The organism is Streptomyces sp. NPDC053474 (assembly GCF_044544845.1).
Taxonomy (GTDB): Bacteria; Actinomycetota; Actinomycetes; order Streptomycetales; family Streptomycetaceae; genus Streptomyces.
In genome coordinates, this window is the sequence record NZ_JBITXV010000013.1 from 46,142 (window position 1) to 61,586 (window position 15,445).

Here is a 15,445-nt window from a genome sequence, read left to right on the forward strand (position 1 = left end):
AGTGCCCGGAGGGGGGGCGATGTCGCAGGAGAAGCTGGCCGAGGCGGTCACGGCGCGGGCCGTGGAGTTCGGGGTGCCCGGGCTGTCCGTGGGGATCCTGATGGACGGTCAGGAGGTCTTCGCGTCGCACGGCGTGACGAGCCTCGGCGCCCCGACGCCGGTCGACGAGAAGACGCTGTTCCACCTGGCGTCGGTGTCCAAGACGTTCACCGCGACCGCCCTGATGCGCCTGGTCGCCGAGGGGAAGGTCGACCTGGACGCCCCGGTGCGGCGCTATGTCCCCGAGCTGCGGCTCGCCGACGAGGGCGCGGCGGAGCGGATCACCGTCCTGAACCTGCTCAACCACACCGCGGGCCTGGACTGGAACCTGATCGACGACGGCCGGGGCGACCGCTCCCTGACCGGGCTCGTGGCGAGGCTGCACGAACTGCCGCAGATCGCGGAGCCCGGCACCCGCGCCTCGTACAGCCAGGCGGGGTACAACGTGCTCGGGCGGATCATCGAGAAGGTCACGGACCTTCCCTTCGAGCAGGCGGTGGCCTCGCTCGTCCTGGAGCCGGTGGGCCTGACGGACACCGTCTACGGCCTGGCCGAGGTGATGGTCCGCCCGTTCGCGGTGGGCTACAACCGCGACGACGACGGCGCGTTGCGGCCCGCCCGGCCGTGGGGAGCCTTCAGGGAGGGCGCGCGCGCCGACAACCCCGGCGGCGGCCTCGCCTCCTCGGCGAGCGACCTGCTGCGCTGGGCGCGGTTCCACCTCGGCGACGGCGAGGGCGTGTTGCCCGCCGAGGCGCTGCACCGCATGCGCGAGCGCACGGTCGACCTGCGCTCCAGCTCGCTCGGTGACGGCTTCGGCGTCTGCTGGTTCCTGCGCGACCTGGACGGCGTCCGGGGGGTCGGGCACGGCGGCTCGGGCAACGGACAGTTCGCCGAACTGCTCATCGTGCCGGAGCGGAACTTCGCGGTGGTCGCCCTGTCGAACGTCGGCCCGGACGGCTACACCTGCAACCAGTCCGTCGTGAAGTGGGCCCTGGAGCACTACCTCGGCGTCGTCGAGAAGGAGCCGGAGCCGCTCCCGTACGACGACGCACCGGCCCGGCAGGTCGCGGGCCGCTACGACATCGACGCCATGAACGTCGACGTCGCCGCCGACGGCACCCGCCTCACCCTGGCCGTCGAGATCAAGCCGGAGATCCGCGAGGCCTCGGACGAGGAGATGCCTCCCGGCTACCCGCCCGCGGCCATCGCCTTCCTCCCCGGCGGCCGCGACGAGTACCTCGTCCTGGAAGGCGGCCTCAAGGGGGAGCGCGGCTACTTCTCCCGCGACGCCGACGGCACGGTCACCGGCATCGACCTCGGCGGCCGCCTCTTCACCAGGGTGGAGGCGCCCTGACGCCCGCGCTCTCCCGCCATCGAACACCTCGGCGACCTGGCTTGCTAGGATGCTAGCATCGCCGACGTGGGTGATGAGGAAGTCAAACAGTTCAACGTGTATCTGCCGCTCGCGCTGATCAAGCAGGTCAAGTTCCGCGCCATCGAATCGGGCATGTCGTTGTCGGCGTTGACCGCCGAGGCGTTGCGCGCCTACCTCGACGACGCCCACGCGCGGGACCAGCGATCGGGCGGGGCGGACTGAGAGGGAGGCCTGACATGGCGACCGAAGGCATCGAAGCCGTCTTCCTGGAGACGCACAACTGGGGCAAGGCGGCGAAGTTCTTCCAGGAGCTGGGCTACGCACTGGAGTTCTCGACGGACCACAACTCCGGCCAACTCCGCAACGGCGACGGGCCGTACGTGTTCATCACCGAGGTCCCCGAGAGCCAGGAGCCGCGGACGCGGCTCGTCCTGAAGGTGCCGGACGCGGACGCGTTCCCCGCCGACTCCGCCGTCGAGGTGGTCACCCCCTTCGAGGACACCCACTACGGAACCAGGGAGATGACCGTCCGTGACCCCGACGGGCGGCTGTGGAGCCTCCAGGCCCCGGGCAAGAACTGACGGTTGACCACGACGAGAGGGCGCACCATGTCAGTCGAGCAGACCGAGATACCGGACAACACCGCACTGCGCACCGCCCTGTGGCGGGCCCTGCACCTGGAAGTCGACGCACCGCCGCACGTGCTGGAGGACGAGGTCGGCCTGCGGCTCGCGGCCCCCGCCGACGGCTGGCGCGAGCGGCCGGACATGGATCCACGGACCACCAGTGGCTTCCGCGCGGCCATCGTCGCCCGCGCCCGCTTCATCGAGGACCTCATCGCCGAGCGGGCCGAGCACGGCGTCACCCAGTACGTCATCCTCGGCGCGGGCCTGGACACCTTCGCCCAGCGCAGGCCCGAACTCGCCGCCCGCCTGCACGTCTTCGAGGTCGATCAGCCCGGCACCCAGGCCTGGAAGCGCCGCCGCCTGGCCGAACTCGGCCACGACATCCCCGAGTGGCTGCATCTGGTGCCCGTCGACTTCGAGTCCGGCGAGCCCTGGCCCGAGGCGCTGGCCGCCGCGGGCTTCGACCCTGGCCGACCCGCGGTCGTGGTCTCCACCGGCGTCAGCATGTACCTCACCAAGGAGACCACCACGGCGACGCTGCGCGAGGTCGCCGCCCTCGCCCCCGGCTCCACGCTGGCCATGACCTTCATGCTTCCGGCCGAGCTCGTCGACCCCGCCGACCGGCCCGGCCTGCGGGCGAGCGCGGAGGGCGCCCGCGCGTCCGGCACGCCGTTCATCAGCTTCTACGCCCCGCAGGACATGCTCGACCTCGCCCGTGAGGCGGGCTTCCACGACGTCCGGCACGTCTCGGGCGGCGCGCTCGCCGCCCGCTACTTCGCCGACCGCGCCGACGGCCTGCGCCCGTCGACCGGGGAGGACCTCCTGCTGGCCACCGTCTGACCCCTCGGGCGGGCACGTCGCGGCGCCCGCCCGCAGGGTCACGGCCGCCCCCGCTCAGGGGTGGGCGTGCGGGCGGCGGTGCGGCGGCTGGTCGGGGGCGGGCCGGGGCTTGAGGTCCGGGAGCTCCCGGCTGCGCGGCTCCTCGGGGCTGAGGGTGAGCGGCTCACCGTAGTGATGGATCGTCAGCTCCGGGCCGCTGAGGACCGTGTACGTGACCGCCGTCGCGCGCACCTCCACGCGCAGGCACCGGCCGAGCAGCTGGAGCTTGAACGTGACCCGGCTCAGCCGCTCGGGCAGCCGGGGGGTGAACTCCAGCGTGTCCCCGCAGCGCCGCATCCCGCCGAAGCCCGCGACGAGCGCCGTCCACGTCCCGGCCAGGGAGGCGATGTGCAGCCCGTCGCGCGTGTTGTTCTCCAGGTCCTCCAGGTCCATCAGCGCCGCCTCCACCAGGTAGTCGTAGGCGAGGGACAGATGGCCGGTGCGGGCCGCGATGACCGCCTGGCCGCACGCGGACAAGGAGGAGTCGCGGACGGTGAGCGGCTCGTAGTAGGCGAAGTTGCGGGCCAGGTGCTCCTCGTCGAAGAAGGCGGAGCAGGTGTACATGGCGAGCACGAGGTCCGCCTGCTTGACGACCTGCTTGCGGTAGAGGTCGAAGTAGGGGAAGTGCAGCATCAGCGGGTACTGGTCGGGCCGGGTGGCCGCGAAGTCCCAGCGCTGGTAGCGGGTGAACCCCGAGTGCTGCTCGTGCACCCCGAGATCGGCGTTGTACGGGATGTGCATGGCCTCCGCAGCGTCCCGCCAGGCCGCGCTCTCCTCGTCGTCGACGCCGAGCGCGGCGGCCGGTTCGGGATGGGCCTCGGCGAAGTCGGCCGCCGCGAGCAGATTGGCGCGCGCCATCAGGTTCGTGTACGTGTTGTCGTCGGCGATCGCGCTGTACTCGTCCGGGCCCGTCACACCGTCGATGTGGAACGCCCCGTGCGCGTCGTGGTGGCCGAGCGACCGCCACAGCCGGGCCGTCTCCACCAGGAGTTCGACCGCGGTGTCACGGACGAACTGCCCGTCGCCGGTGGCCTCCACGTAGCGCACCACGGCGTCCGCGATGTCGGCGTTGACGTGGAAGGCCGCGGTCCCGGCCGGCCAGTAGGCGGACCCCTCCGCCCCCTCGATCGTGCGCCAGGGGTACGCCGCTCCCCGCAGCCCCAGCTGCGCGGCCCGCTCGCGCGCGGCGGGCAGCGTCGAGTGCCGCCAGCGCAGCGCCTCGGCCACCGCGTCCGGCGCGGTGTACGTCAGCAGCGGCAGGACGAACGTCTCGGTGTCCCAGAAGGCGTGGCCGTCGTAGCCGGAGCCGGTCAGGCCCTTCGCCGGGATCGCGCGCTGCTCGGCCCGCGCCCCCGCCTGGAGGACGTGGAAGAGCGCGAAGCGGACGGCCTGCTGGATCTCCTCCGCGCCGTCGACCTCGACGTCCGCGTGCGCCCAGAATCCGTCCAGATAGGCCCGCTGCTCGTCGGCGAGGCCCGTCCAGCCGGTGTCGGTGGCCGCCGCGAGCGCCGCGTCGACCTGGTCGCTCACGGCGGGCAGGGACCGCGTGCTCGACCAGCCGTAGGCCACGACCTTCTCCAGGCGCAGCCGCTGGCCCGGTTCGAGGACGGAGGTGACGGTGAGCCGGGCGACGTCGTCGCCGGACTCGCTGCCGGTACGGGTCCTGTCGGGTCCGTCGACGGTGTGGTCGGCGGCCGCGGCGACCCGCAGCCCGCTGCGCCGGGTGCGGTGCACGAGGCGCAGGCGCCCCTCCCGCGCGAAGTGCTCCTCCGGTGCGAGGGGCGACTCGAGGACGGCCGACGCGCGGGGGTCCTTGGCGGGCTTCGGCAGCTGTTCGTTGGCCACCAGCTCCGACTGGACCACCACGCGGACCTGGCTGTCCACGGCCTCGACCTCGTAGGCGACGGCGGCCACCGAACGCTGGGTGAACGACACCAGACGGGTGGAGCGCACCCGCACGGTGCGACCGGCTGGGGAGGTCCACTCGCAGGTGCGCCGCAGCACCCCCGCGCGCAGGTCGAGGACCCGCTCGTGGGCGACCAGGCGGCCGTAGCGCAGGTCGAAGGGCTCGTCGTCCACCAGGAGACGGATGACCTTGCCGTTGGTCACGTTGATGACCGTCTGCCCGGACTCCGGATAGCCGTAGCCCGCCTCGGCGTAGGGGAGCGGGTGGGTCTCGTGGACGCCGTTGAGGTAGGAGCCGGGCAGGCCGTGCGGCTCGCCCTCGTCCAGGTTGCCGCGCCAGCCCACGTGGCCGTTGGACAGGGCGAACACCGACTCGCTCTGCGGCAGGACGTCGAAGTTCAGGACGTTCTCGCGCAGGCACCAGGGCTCGACGCCGTAGGACGCGTGAGTGATCATGCCGCGCCCCCGAGCTCCGCGAGGTCGCCCACGACCCGGTCGGCGCCGTGGGCCCGCAGGGCGTCCGCCTGGCCGACGCGGTCCACTCCGACGACGTAGCCGAAGTGGCCCGAGCGGCCCGCGTCCATCCCGGCGAGCGCGTCCTCGAAGACCGCGGCCTGCGCGGGCTCGACGCCGAGGTCGCCCGCCGCCGCGAGGAAGGTGTCGGGCCGCGGCTTGCCCGGGAGCTTCCGCTCGGCGGCGACCACCCCGTCGATGCGCACCTCGAAGAGCGACTCCGCCCCGACCGAGCGCAGGACGTCGCGGCAGTTGGCGCTGGAGGAGACCACCGCCGTGCGCAGCCCCGCTGCGCGCGCGGCCGCGACGTAGCGCAGGGTGCCGTCGTAGGCCTCGACGCCGCCGGTGCGGATCTTCTCCAGGAGCAGGGCGTTCTTGTGGTTGCCCACGCCGTGGACCGTGGGCCGGTCCGGTGGGTCGTCGGGACTGCCTTCGGGCAGGTCGATGCCCCGGGAGGCGAGGAAGGAGCGCACCCCGTCGGCGCGCGGCCTGCCGTCCACGTACTCGTCGTACTCGGCGACCGGGTCGAACGGCCGGAAGCCGTCGCCCTCCCGCACGCGAAGGAAGGCGTCGAAGGCCTCCTTCCAGGCGGCGGCGTGGACGACGGCCGTCTTGGTGATCACACCGTCGAGATCGAAGAGGCAGGCCCGGACGGTGTCCGGAAGGCCGAGCTCGGTCAGATGGGGACCTTGTTTCGTCATGAAGGGCGTGTTCCCGGTCGGGCGCCTCTGAACAAGCGGGACGCACATGCTGTCGGCCGACCGGGTGTCTCGGGCCCCGCCGACCCGGGGGGTGCTCCACTTCACTCACCGAGCGCCCAGAGGGCTCTCGTGTCTTCCTCAGCACCCGTTGGGCAGCCCCCTGTGCGCAGAGCGAGACCGGCACGGGCGCGGTCCGCGATGCGCCTGGTATGACTGGTGCATGCAGGAAGAGACCGCGCGATCGGCGATCGACACGTTCATCTCCGCCTTCAACGCCTCGAACGACGGCTACGTGACCACGCTGCTCGCCCAGGCCCTCACCTCCGACGTGGTGTTCTGGGGGCCGTTGGGCCGCAGTGAGGGCATCGAGGCGGTCGAGCGGTTCGTGCTCGACATCCGGCGCCACCCGGCGGGCACGGGCACGATGGTGCGCTGCTCGGGGGTCGACATGCCGGACGAGTGGGCCCGCTACCAGTGGGTGTTCACCACACCGGACGGAGGCCCCCGCCTCGCGGGCACGGACGTCGTCCATCTGCGGCGCAGCCTCATCGACCAGATCATCGTCTTCGCGGGGGAGATCGAGCCGCCCTCGTCATGAGCCCGCCTCAGCGGAAGGCGGCGATGTTGCGGTCGACCCAGTCGCCGAAGGAGCGCGGCGTGCGCCCGAGGACGCGTTCCACGTCCGGGCTGACGCGGAGCTCGGCGGCGTTGGGCGCGGCGATGATGTCGAGGGTGTCGTCGGCGAGTTCCGCCGGTACGGCCCGGACCATCGCGGCCTTGGCCTCGGCGCGGGTGAGTTCGTGGAACCGCACCGGCGAGCCGAGCGCGGTGGCGATGGTCTGCGCCTGCTGACGCGGTGTGATCACCTCCGGTCCGGTCAGTTCGTAGATCCCGCCGGTGTGGCGGTCGTCCAGCAGGCAGGCCGCCGCGACCTCGGCGATGTCGGTGGGGTCGACGACCGGGACCCCGGCGTCGCCGAAGGGCGCGGCGACCACTCCTCGCGTACGGACGGACTCCGCCCAGGCCAGGGCGTTGGAGGCGAAGCCGCCCGGTCGCACGACGGCCCAGTCCAGGCCGGAGTCGCGCAAGGCGTCCTCCAGTGCGCGCATCGCGACCCGCGAGGGGCCTTGCGGGCGGGTCGCCACGCCCTGCGAGGAGAGCAGGACGACCTTGCGGACCCCGCGGGCCGCGGCCTGGTCGATGAGGTCGGCCGGTCGGGCGTCGGGGGCGTGCAGACCGCCGGACAGCAGCAGGAAGAGCGCCTTCGCCCCCTCCAGCGCGGGGGCGAGACCCCGCGGCTCGGACAGGTCGGCCCGGACGTGCCGGACCCCGTCGGGTACGTCCGCCGCGTGCCGTGACACCGCTGTCACCTGCTCGCCCGCCGCGGCCAGGGCCTGCGTCAGGGGCCGTCCCACATTGCCGGTAGCGCCGGTCACCACGATCATGTCTGGCTCCTCGTTCGTTGTGCGGTACGGCACGTGACGTTAGGGAGCCGGGCTTACCTTTCGTAAGAACATACCCGGAGGTAAGCTCCGGATATGAGCGAAGGCGCGCAGGTGACACCGGTCGACGCGGAGCCTCGGTATGAGGTGTTTCACACCGACTGCCCCGCGCGTGACGTGGTCGACCACGTGACCAGCAGGTGGGGCATCTGGGTGCTGATCTCCTTGCGGCGCAACGACCTTCGCTTCTACGAGCTGCGCGACAGCATCCAGGGCATCAGCGAGAAGATGCTCGCCCAGACCTTGCGCGCCCTGCTCAAGGACGGCCTGGTCTGGCGCGAGGTCGAGCCGACGACCCCGCCCCAAGTCACCTACGGGCTGAGCGAGTTCGGCAAGGACATCAGCGAGCCGCTGACGGACCTGTTCGACCGGATCACCCGACAACTGCCGCCACGCGCCACGGAGTAGCGCGGCGGCGGTCGTCCACGAGGCCGCGTCCGGCCCGACCCGAGGAGGCCCGGCCAGGGAGCGGGTGGCCGGTCGGGTTACGACGTCGCCCGCGCGGTGCCCGGTCCAGGCGGCGCCGGTGGCGCGAGGCCGGTCAACGTGATGGTGACGAACCGCCTCCAGTCGCCCAGATCCGCGCGGGCCACCGCCGCGAGCGCGCCCACGACCATGTAGAGGTCGCCGAACGTGGCGTCGGCGCGGAGGGTGCCGTCCTGTCTGGCCCGGTCGAGGATCTCGGTGGCGACGTCCTTGAGTTCGGCGCCGACCTGGCCGCGCGGCGACGTGGCGCCCAGGGCCGACTCGATCACGAGCGAGAGCGTACGGCCCTGCTCGTGGACCCGGCCGATGTGGAGCATGAGGCTCTCCAGGGCCGCGCGCGCCGAAGGAGCCGACGGGCACGCGGTCCGCGCGAACGCGAGGATCTCCACGAAGCGTTGCTCGGCGACCGCCTCGATGAGGACCTGCCGGGTGGGGAAGTGCCGGTAGACGGTGCCGACGCCGACACCGGCGGCCTTGGCCACCTCCGCCATCTGCACCTCCGCGCCGCGCTCGGCGAAGAGCGCGACGGCGGCTTCCAGTACGCGAGTTCGGTTGCGTCCGGCGTCGGCGCGCGGGCGCCGGGGCGGGGTTGACATGGGGGCGGGGTCCTCTCCATAGTCGAACCGAATCGGAAGCGGAATCCGATTCCGTTTGGAAGGGTATCGCATGTCCAAGAATCGCTTCATTCTGCTCGATGCCGATGCGTCCCGCCCCAGCCGCACCCCACCGCCGTCGTCGCCGTCACTCCTGGTCAAGGCCGACGCGGCCGACACCGAAGGCCGGTTCACCCTGCTGGAGAGCCGGGGCGCACACCCCGTACCGTCGTCCGTCCACGAGGAGTGCGATGTCTTCGTCCACGTCCTGGAAGGGGAGCTGGGCGTCGACCGCGACGGGGTCACGCACCGGATCGCCCCCGGCATGTGCGCCCTGCTGCCGCGCGGGGCGCGTCACCGCGTGCACGGCCTGTCCGCCGCACCCGTGCGCGCTCTGTATCTCGTGGCGCCGGGGGCGCGGGAGGAGTTCCTGCGCGCGTCGGCGTCGGGGGAGGCGTCGACGCGCCTCGGTGGTGTGGCCGAAGGGCCCGGCGACCCGGATCGGTTCATCGTCCTGGACCGGGGGCAGGCGCGCCCCGGGCGCGTCGCGGTGCCGCCCGCGTTCTGCGTGAAGGCGCGTACGGAGGACACCGAGGGCCGCTTCTCGCTCCTGGAGGTCGTCGTCGCCCAGGACATACCCCGGCACGTCCACCACGAGGCCGACGAGGCCATCTACGTACTCGAAGGCGAGCTGGCCGTCGAGTACGACGGCCGCGTGCACACCGCCGCCGAGGGGCAGTTCGTCCTGCTGCCGCACGGCGTCCCGCACGCCTTGCGGCCGGGCTCGACGCCGCCGCCCAGGGTGCTCCAGATCTCGGCGCCCGGCGGCTGGGAGCGCTTCGTCGAGGCCACGATCGAGGCCCGTGCGCGGGTCGGCGTCGGCGGCAGGCTCGACGCGGCCGCGCTCAACCGCGTCGCGGCCCCGTACGGGATCACCTACGAGGAGTGACTCCCTGGGGGCCTTCACCGGAACGTGCGGTCCGGGCGGCCGGGGCCTGACGGCAGGTCACGACACCGCGCAGGGCCGCCCGGTGCGCAGCGCGGTGGTCGCCGTCGCGATGATGTCGTCGAGGCGGTCCCGGGTGTCCTGGAGGTCGTCGATCCGCTGGTCGATCCGGTCGCGCTCGCCCGCGAGCCAGGTGATCAGCTCCGGTGTCGCCTCGCCCGTGGCCGCGCACGGCAGGACCTCACGGATGGACCTGCTCGGCAGCCCCGCGCCGTACAACTGCTGGATCAGCCGGACGCGGTCCACGGCACGGGCGCTGTAGTGCCGTTGGCCGCTCGGGCTGCGCTGGGCACTGAGCAGGCCCTGCTCCTCGTAGTAGCGCAGTGATCGCACGCTCACGCCGGTGCGGGTCGCGAGTTCGCCGATGCGCATGTGGCCCCCTGTGGCCTCTCTCACCTTGCCCCTGACGTCGATGTCAGGTTTTAGCGTAGCCGAGGAACGGGCCGGAAACCCCCGGCCCGCGCTCCCGCGGCCTGAGAGGCACCACCATGACCAGCCTTTTCGAGGGATTCCGCCTCGGTGAACTCGCCCTGCCGAACCGCATCGTGATGGCTCCCATGACCCGGGCGAGGGTGGGCGCGGACGGGCTGCCGACGGCGTCGACCGCCGCCTACTACGCCCGGCGCGCCACCGCGGGACTCCTCGTCAGCGAAGGCGTCCAGCCGAGCCTGCTCGGTCAGTCGAACCCGAACACGCCCGGCCTGTACAACGAGGCCCAGGTGGCCGCCTGGCGGCCCGTCACCTCCGCGGTGCACACCAACGGCGGGCGCATCTTCGCCCAGATCATGCACGGCGGACGCGTGGGGCACCCGGACGTCGCCGGGCAGCACCCCGTGGGGCCTTCGGCGGTGGCGCTGCGCGGCGAGGTGTTCGTCGGGTTCGGCGGGGCGGACGGCCGCAAGCCCGCGCCCGTGCCGCGCGCCCTGACGCTGACGGAGGTCGGGGCAGAGGCGGCGGCGTACGCGTACGCGGCCCGCCGCGCCGTGGCCGCGGGCTTCGACGGCGTCGAACTGCACGGCGCGAACGGGTACTTGATCCAGCAGTTCCTGTCGTCCAACGCCAACCGCCGCACCGACGCGTACGGCGGCTCCGTCGCGGGCCGCATCCGCTTCGCCGTCGAGGCCGCCGAGGCGACCGCCGACGCCATCGGTGCCGAGCGCGTCGGCATCCGCCTTTCCCCCGGCGGCCAGGTCTGGGACGTCGTCGAGGACGACGTGCCGGACCTGTACGCCGCGCTGTTCGACGCCCTCGCCCCGCTCGGACTCGCCTACGTCCACGTCCTGGCGACCGCGCCCGACGACCTCCTGCTCGGCCTGCGCAAGAGCTGGCCGACCGCCTTCATCATCAACCCCGGCGGCCAGATCGGCCCCGACGAAAGCACCCGGGCGCAGGGTGAGGACTGGCTGGCCCGGGGTGCGGACCTGGTCAGCTACGGGCGTGCCTATCTGGGCAACCCCGACCTCGTCGAACGCTTCCGCACCGGCGCGCCGCTGCGCACCCTCGACCGGGAACTGTGGTTCCAGGGAGGGGACTCCGGCTACCTCGACTGACGACCGCCTGCCCGCCGCGTCACGGTTCCTCCGGATTTGGCGGGCCCTGAGAGAGCCGTACGGCCCGAAACACAAGGTCGGCACGGCCTACCGGTTCCGTCCACGGGCGGGATATTCCTGGAAGGGCACCCGGGCGGAGTCCGCTGCCCGGGCCCTCTTCCCGCGAAGGAGCCCGTCGTGGACGGATGGTACGTGGACGACCGTTGCACCAACTGCGATGTCGCGCGGCAGTTCGCGCCCGACCTGATCGGCGAGGCCGACGGGAAGTCGCGGATCCTGCGGCCGCCGCGCGACGCGGCGGAGAACCAGCGCTTACACGCCGCCGCCTTCGCCTGCCCCACCCGGTCGATCCGTCCGGCGTCCGGTCAGCCGGACCGGGCGCTCGACCCCTTCCCGATGGCGCTCGACGACGGCGTCCTGATCTGCGGCCACAACGCGACCCGGACCGCCGGGGCCAACTCCTATCTGCTCCGGCGGCCGTCCGGCACCGCCATGATGATCGACACGCCCCGCTGGAGCCGCGACCTGGCCGCCCGTTACACGGCCTGGGGGCCCGTCACCGACGTGCTGCTCACCCACCGCGACCACGCCGCGCACGGCCGCCGCTACGCCGACCACTTCGGGGCCCGGCTGTGGATCCACGAGGGCGACCTCGACGCGGCCCCGGACGCGGACCAGGTCATCCGCGGCCTCGAACCCGTGGAGATCGGCGCGGGCGTCACCGTCCACCCGCTGCCCGGCCACACCCGGGGCAGCGTGCTCTACCTCGCCGACGACCGGTACTGCTTCAGTGGCGACAGCTTCTACTGGTCGCGCGGCACGGGTGACCTGGAGGTCGCGGAGAGCGTGACCTGGTACTCCATCGAGGAGTTGGCCGCCTCCCTGGGGCGGACCGCCGGGCGCCTGCGGTTCGAGTGGGTGCTGCCGGGGCACGGGGACCGCCGCCGCCTCCCCGCCGACGAGATGTCCCGCCGCCTCGGCCTCCTGACCGAACGCGTACGCCAGTTGCGCCCGCAGCCCATCGACTTCACGGCCGTCCGCTGGTGAGCGGGCGGCCTGGGTCCCCGGCCCACACCGCTGGGGTCCGGCCCGCCCACGGACTGGCCTGTTCGAGCTGTCCCGCCAGGCGGAAGAGGAGGTCCTCACGCCCGAACCCGGCGGCGAACTGCATGCCGATCGGCAGCCCCGTCCCGGGGTCGGCCGTCACCGGTACGGACATGGCGGGCGTGCCCGCCACGTTGAACGGCAGGGTGAACGGCGAGCGCTCGTTGAGGCGTTCGATCCAGCCGAGGCCGTCGAGCTCCTGCGCGCCCTCGGCGAAGGTCCCCAGCCGCATCGGAAGCTCCGGCAGGGTCGGCGTGAGCAGCACGTCGTACGCGTCGAAGGACCGTGCCAGGCCGCGGGCGACCCGGTTGCGCACCTCGAAAGCGGTGGCGAACTGGGTGCCGGTGACGCGCTGCCCGTAGTGGTAACCGGCGAGGGTCACCGGTTCGAGGGTCGAGGAGTCGACGGGTCTGCCGAGGGCGGCGGCGAGCCCGTCGACCAGCGCCGCCAGGTTCGCCGTGATCAGACGGGCGTTGGCCAGGAGGAACTCCTCCTGGCCGACCCCGAGGCCGACCTCGGCCTCCGCCACCTCGTGCCCGAGCGACTCCAGCAGCAGGACGGTGCGGGAGAGGGCGGCGGCCACCGGCGCCGTGGTGCGGCGGCCGCACCACGCGTGCGTGAGGACGCCGATCCGCAGGGTGCCCGGGGGCCGGGTGACCTCCTCCGCGTACGGCCGGGACGGCTCCTGCGCGAAGTAGGGGTCGCCCGGCTCCGGGCCGCGGATCAGGTCGAGCAGGGCCGCGCTGTCGCGCACGGTGCGGCTGACGCTGCCGTGCACCACCAGGCCGTTGACCATCTCGTCGATGTCCGGCCCCATGGAGACCCGGCCACGGGTGGGCTTGAGGCCGAACAGGCCGTTGTACGCGGCCGGTACGCGCAGCGATCCTCCGGCGTCGGTGGCGTGCGCCATCGGCACCACCCCGGCGGCGACGGCCGCGCCCGCGCCCCCGCTGGAGCCGCCCGCGCTCCGCCGCGGATCCCACGGGTTGCGGGTCGCGCCGTACAGCACCGGTTCCGTCACCATGCTGTGGGCCAGCTCCGGCGTCGTGCTGCGCCCGAACGTCACGAGCCCGGCGCGGCGGAAGCGCCGCATCAGCGCCGAGTCGGCCCCGGACACGTTGCCCGCGGCGAGTCGGCTGCCCAGCTCCATCCGCCTCCCCGCCATGGCGACGCCGATGTCCTTGATCAGGAAGGGGACCCCGGCCAGCGGCGCGCTGCCGGGGCGGGGCCTGTCGTCGGTCGGCCAGGTCTCCACGATGGCGTTGATCCGCGGGTTGACCGCTCCCGCGGCCTCGCGTGCGGCCGCCTCCAGTTCGGCGGGGGTCACCTCGCCCGCGGCCACCAGCTCCGCGAGCCCGACCGCGTCGAAGTTCACGTACTCGCTGACTCTCACTGTCACTCCCAGCAGAACGAACAGTACCGTTGAGTCCCGAACGATACCGAGCGGTATCGCCTGGAACTGAGAGGTACCGTAACAGGACGTGGGACCCCCCCAACCGTTCGGACGTCACGGAGAAGTCATGGCATCGACCGCCAGCAGGCCGGGCAGAGTGGCGAAACTGCCGCCGCGCGAGCGCATCCTCGACGCGGCGGAGGAGCTCTTCCAGAGCGAGGGGATTCTGCGGGTGGGCGTCCAGGCGATCGCCGAGCGGGCCGGGACCACCAAGATGGCGATCTACCGGCACTTCGACACCAAGGACGCGCTGGTCGCGGAGTGGCTGCGGATCCTCGCCGCCGACTACCGGGCGGCCTTCGACCGCGTCGAGGCCGAACACCCGGACCGGCCGGGGGAGCAGATCCTGGGCCTGGCCCGCTTCATCGCCGACGGCCTGCCCACCCTCTCGCACCGGGGCTGCCCGTTCATCAACTCCCTCGCCGAGCTGCCCGACCGCTCCCATCCCGCACGGCGCGTGATCGAGCAGCACAAGGCCCACCAGCTGCGCAGGCTGGTCGGCATGTGCGCGCGGGCCGGTCTGCCCGACCCCGAACAGGCCGCGGCCGAGATCACCTTCGTCCTCGAAGGCGCACAGGTCAGCACGCAGAACGGCAGCGTCGGCCAGGCGGGGGACCGGCTGATGAGGATCGTCGAGAGAATCGTGGACGGCCTGGGTGTGCCGCGCTGACGGACCGGGCGCGGACCGCTTCAGCGGGGCGGCGGTGCGGCCTCCCCGTCACCGATGCCCAGCAGGGCGAGGAACGCGGACGCGGCAGGCGTCGGGGTGGAGCGGCTCCAGATGAGGCGCTCCACCCGCACCGGGCCGTCGGTGACCAACACGGTCCGCAGACCGTGGAGTCCGGCCGCGAACGCCCCGGGCAGCAGGGCGACGCCGAGGCCCTGTCGGACCATGGGGGCCATCAGCTCGACGCCGGACACCTCGAAGGCCACCTCGCGCCGCAGCCCGGCCGCCGCGAAGGCCCGGTCCGACTGGGCGCGGGCGGCGCTGCCCTCGGCGAAGTCGACGAAGGCCTCGTCGGCGAGTCGGCGCAGGTCCACCTCGCGGTGCGCGGCGAGCGGATGGTCGGGGGCGGCCACGGCGACGTGCCGCCCGTGCGCGAGCTCCCGGTCGTGGACGCCCCGCGGCCGGAAGTCGGGCGGCACGCCGAGGAACGCCGCGTCCAACTGGCCGTCGCGCACCCGCTCGACGAGCTGCTCGCTGGACCCGGCGCGCAGGCTGATGCGCACCTGGGGATAGCGCCGACGGTAGTCCCGCAGCGTCGCCGGGAGGTCCACCGCCGTCACCGTGGGGATCGCCCCGACCGTCAGCCTGCCCCGCACCTCGCCGCTGGCCGCCGCCACCTCCGCGCGGGCCCGCTCGGCCGCCTCCAAGGCCTGGCGCGCCGCGGGCAGGAACGCCTCCCCGGCGGCCGTGAGCCGCACCCGGCGGCTGGTCCGTTCGAAGAGCCGGGCACCCAGTTCCTTCTCAAGGCGGGCCACCTGGTGGCTGAGCGCGGACTGGACGACGTGGCACCGCTCGGCGGCGCGCGTGAAGCTGGCGGTCTCCGCCACCGCGAGGACGTAGCGCATCTGCTGGAGGTCCATGGATCCAGCGTGAATCACGATGGATATCAATGACAAGCATGTGTTGGACTAATGGATATCCACTGGGTGATCATGAAGTCAGCGGCGGGGCACGGCGATCGGTGACGGACCACCGACGAGCCACCG

The 15,445-nt window shown here is 72.9% G+C and carries 17 protein-coding genes; 10 read left to right on the forward strand and 7 right to left on the reverse strand.

Going from position 1 to position 15,445, the window contains the following annotated elements:
• Nucleotides 1-19 precede the first annotated feature (19 nt).
• The 4 genes from ACIG3E_RS28680 (at nt 20) to ACIG3E_RS28695 (ending at nt 2,880) form a co-directional block, all read left to right on the forward strand.
• A complete protein-coding gene (locus ACIG3E_RS28680) occupies nt 20-1,393 on the forward strand; it encodes a serine hydrolase domain-containing protein (protein WP_399622277.1) in 1,374 nt (457 codons plus the stop codon).
• Between the two features lie 66 nt (nt 1,394-1,459).
• Nucleotides 1,460-1,636 (forward strand): CopG family transcriptional regulator, encoded by a 177-nt coding sequence (locus tag ACIG3E_RS28685; protein ID WP_399622279.1) that lies wholly within the window; start codon nt 1,460-1,462, stop codon nt 1,634-1,636.
• Nucleotides 1,637-1,650: 14 nt separating this feature from the next.
• The gene (locus ACIG3E_RS28690; protein WP_399622281.1) at nt 1,651-1,995 is read left to right on the forward strand and encodes a VOC family protein; all 345 of its coding nucleotides are present in this window, start codon (nt 1,651-1,653) and stop codon (nt 1,993-1,995) included.
• A 27-nt stretch (nt 1,996-2,022) separates the two neighbouring features.
• On the forward strand, nt 2,023-2,880 hold the full coding sequence (locus ACIG3E_RS28695; protein WP_399622282.1) for a class I SAM-dependent methyltransferase: 858 nt from the start codon (nt 2,023-2,025) through the stop codon (nt 2,878-2,880).
• Nucleotides 2,881-2,934: 54 nt separating this feature from the next.
• On the opposite strand, the gene ACIG3E_RS28700 is transcribed toward ACIG3E_RS28695, so the two are convergent.
• Nucleotides 2,935-5,280, reverse strand: a complete 2,346-nt coding sequence (locus ACIG3E_RS28700; protein WP_399622284.1) for a glycoside hydrolase family 65 protein — start codon at nt 5,278-5,280, stop codon at nt 2,935-2,937.
• Nucleotides 5,277-6,038 carry an HAD family hydrolase gene (locus tag ACIG3E_RS28705; protein ID WP_399622285.1) on the reverse strand — a complete coding sequence of 254 codons (762 nt, stop codon included), beginning with the start codon at nt 6,036-6,038 and terminating at the stop codon, nt 5,277-5,279. The genes ACIG3E_RS28700 and ACIG3E_RS28705 overlap by 4 nt, the downstream gene beginning before the upstream one ends.
• A 220-nt stretch (nt 6,039-6,258) precedes the next feature.
• Here ACIG3E_RS28705 and ACIG3E_RS28710 point away from each other — a divergent pair, with 220 nt between their 5' ends.
• Nucleotides 6,259-6,636, forward strand: coding sequence for a nuclear transport factor 2 family protein (locus ACIG3E_RS28710; RefSeq protein ID WP_399622287.1), 378 nt, complete (start codon nt 6,259-6,261; stop codon nt 6,634-6,636).
• A 7-nt stretch (nt 6,637-6,643) separates the two neighbouring features.
• On the opposite strand, the gene ACIG3E_RS28715 is transcribed toward ACIG3E_RS28710, so the two are convergent.
• Nucleotides 6,644-7,483 (reverse strand): SDR family oxidoreductase, encoded by an 840-nt coding sequence (locus ACIG3E_RS28715; RefSeq protein ID WP_399622289.1) that lies wholly within the window; start codon nt 7,481-7,483, stop codon nt 6,644-6,646.
• A gap of 93 nt (nt 7,484-7,576) precedes the next feature.
• On the opposite strand from ACIG3E_RS28715, the gene ACIG3E_RS28720 reads away from it, so the two are divergent.
• Nucleotides 7,577-7,948, forward strand: coding sequence for a winged helix-turn-helix transcriptional regulator (locus ACIG3E_RS28720; RefSeq protein ID WP_399622290.1), 372 nt, complete (start codon nt 7,577-7,579; stop codon nt 7,946-7,948).
• A gap of 77 nt (nt 7,949-8,025) precedes the next feature.
• Here ACIG3E_RS28720 and ACIG3E_RS28725 read toward each other — a convergent pair whose 3' ends face one another.
• On the reverse strand, nt 8,026-8,622 hold the full coding sequence (locus tag ACIG3E_RS28725; protein WP_399622291.1) for a TetR/AcrR family transcriptional regulator: 597 nt from the start codon (nt 8,620-8,622) through the stop codon (nt 8,026-8,028).
• A 70-nt stretch (nt 8,623-8,692) separates the two neighbouring features.
• Between ACIG3E_RS28725 and ACIG3E_RS28730 the strand changes: the two genes are divergently transcribed.
• Nucleotides 8,693-9,568 (forward strand): cupin domain-containing protein, encoded by an 876-nt coding sequence (locus tag ACIG3E_RS28730; RefSeq protein WP_399622293.1) that lies wholly within the window; start codon nt 8,693-8,695, stop codon nt 9,566-9,568.
• Between the two features lie 57 nt (nt 9,569-9,625).
• On the opposite strand, the gene ACIG3E_RS28735 is transcribed toward ACIG3E_RS28730, so the two are convergent.
• Nucleotides 9,626-9,997 carry a MerR family transcriptional regulator gene (locus ACIG3E_RS28735; protein WP_399622295.1) on the reverse strand — a complete coding sequence of 124 codons (372 nt, stop codon included), beginning with the start codon at nt 9,995-9,997 and terminating at the stop codon, nt 9,626-9,628.
• 116 nt (nt 9,998-10,113) lie between these two features.
• Between ACIG3E_RS28735 and ACIG3E_RS28740 the strand changes: the two genes are divergently transcribed.
• Both ACIG3E_RS28740 and ACIG3E_RS28745 read left to right on the forward strand, forming a co-directional pair.
• Nucleotides 10,114-11,175, forward strand: a complete 1,062-nt coding sequence (locus ACIG3E_RS28740; RefSeq protein ID WP_399622296.1) for an alkene reductase — start codon at nt 10,114-10,116, stop codon at nt 11,173-11,175.
• Nucleotides 11,176-11,352: 177 nt separating this feature from the next.
• Nucleotides 11,353-12,222: an MBL fold metallo-hydrolase gene (locus ACIG3E_RS28745; protein ID WP_399622298.1), complete on the forward strand. Its 870-nt coding sequence runs from the start codon at nt 11,353-11,355 to the stop codon at nt 12,220-12,222.
• Here ACIG3E_RS28745 and ACIG3E_RS28750 read toward each other — a convergent pair.
• The gene (locus ACIG3E_RS28750) at nt 12,203-13,672 is read right to left on the reverse strand and encodes an amidase (RefSeq protein ID WP_399622299.1); all 1,470 of its coding nucleotides are present in this window, start codon (nt 13,670-13,672) and stop codon (nt 12,203-12,205) included. The genes ACIG3E_RS28745 and ACIG3E_RS28750 overlap by 20 nt on opposite strands.
• 127 nt (nt 13,673-13,799) lie before the next feature.
• Here ACIG3E_RS28750 and ACIG3E_RS28755 point away from each other — a divergent pair, with 127 nt between their 5' ends.
• Nucleotides 13,800-14,402, forward strand: a complete 603-nt coding sequence (locus ACIG3E_RS28755) for a TetR/AcrR family transcriptional regulator (protein ID WP_399622300.1) — start codon at nt 13,800-13,802, stop codon at nt 14,400-14,402.
• 20 nt (nt 14,403-14,422) lie between these two features.
• Here the strand turns inward: ACIG3E_RS28755 and ACIG3E_RS28760 are convergent, their stop codons facing one another.
• Nucleotides 14,423-15,319: a LysR family transcriptional regulator gene (locus tag ACIG3E_RS28760; protein ID WP_399622301.1), complete on the reverse strand. Its 897-nt coding sequence runs from the start codon at nt 15,317-15,319 to the stop codon at nt 14,423-14,425.
• Between the last annotated feature and the right edge of the window lie 126 nt (nt 15,320-15,445).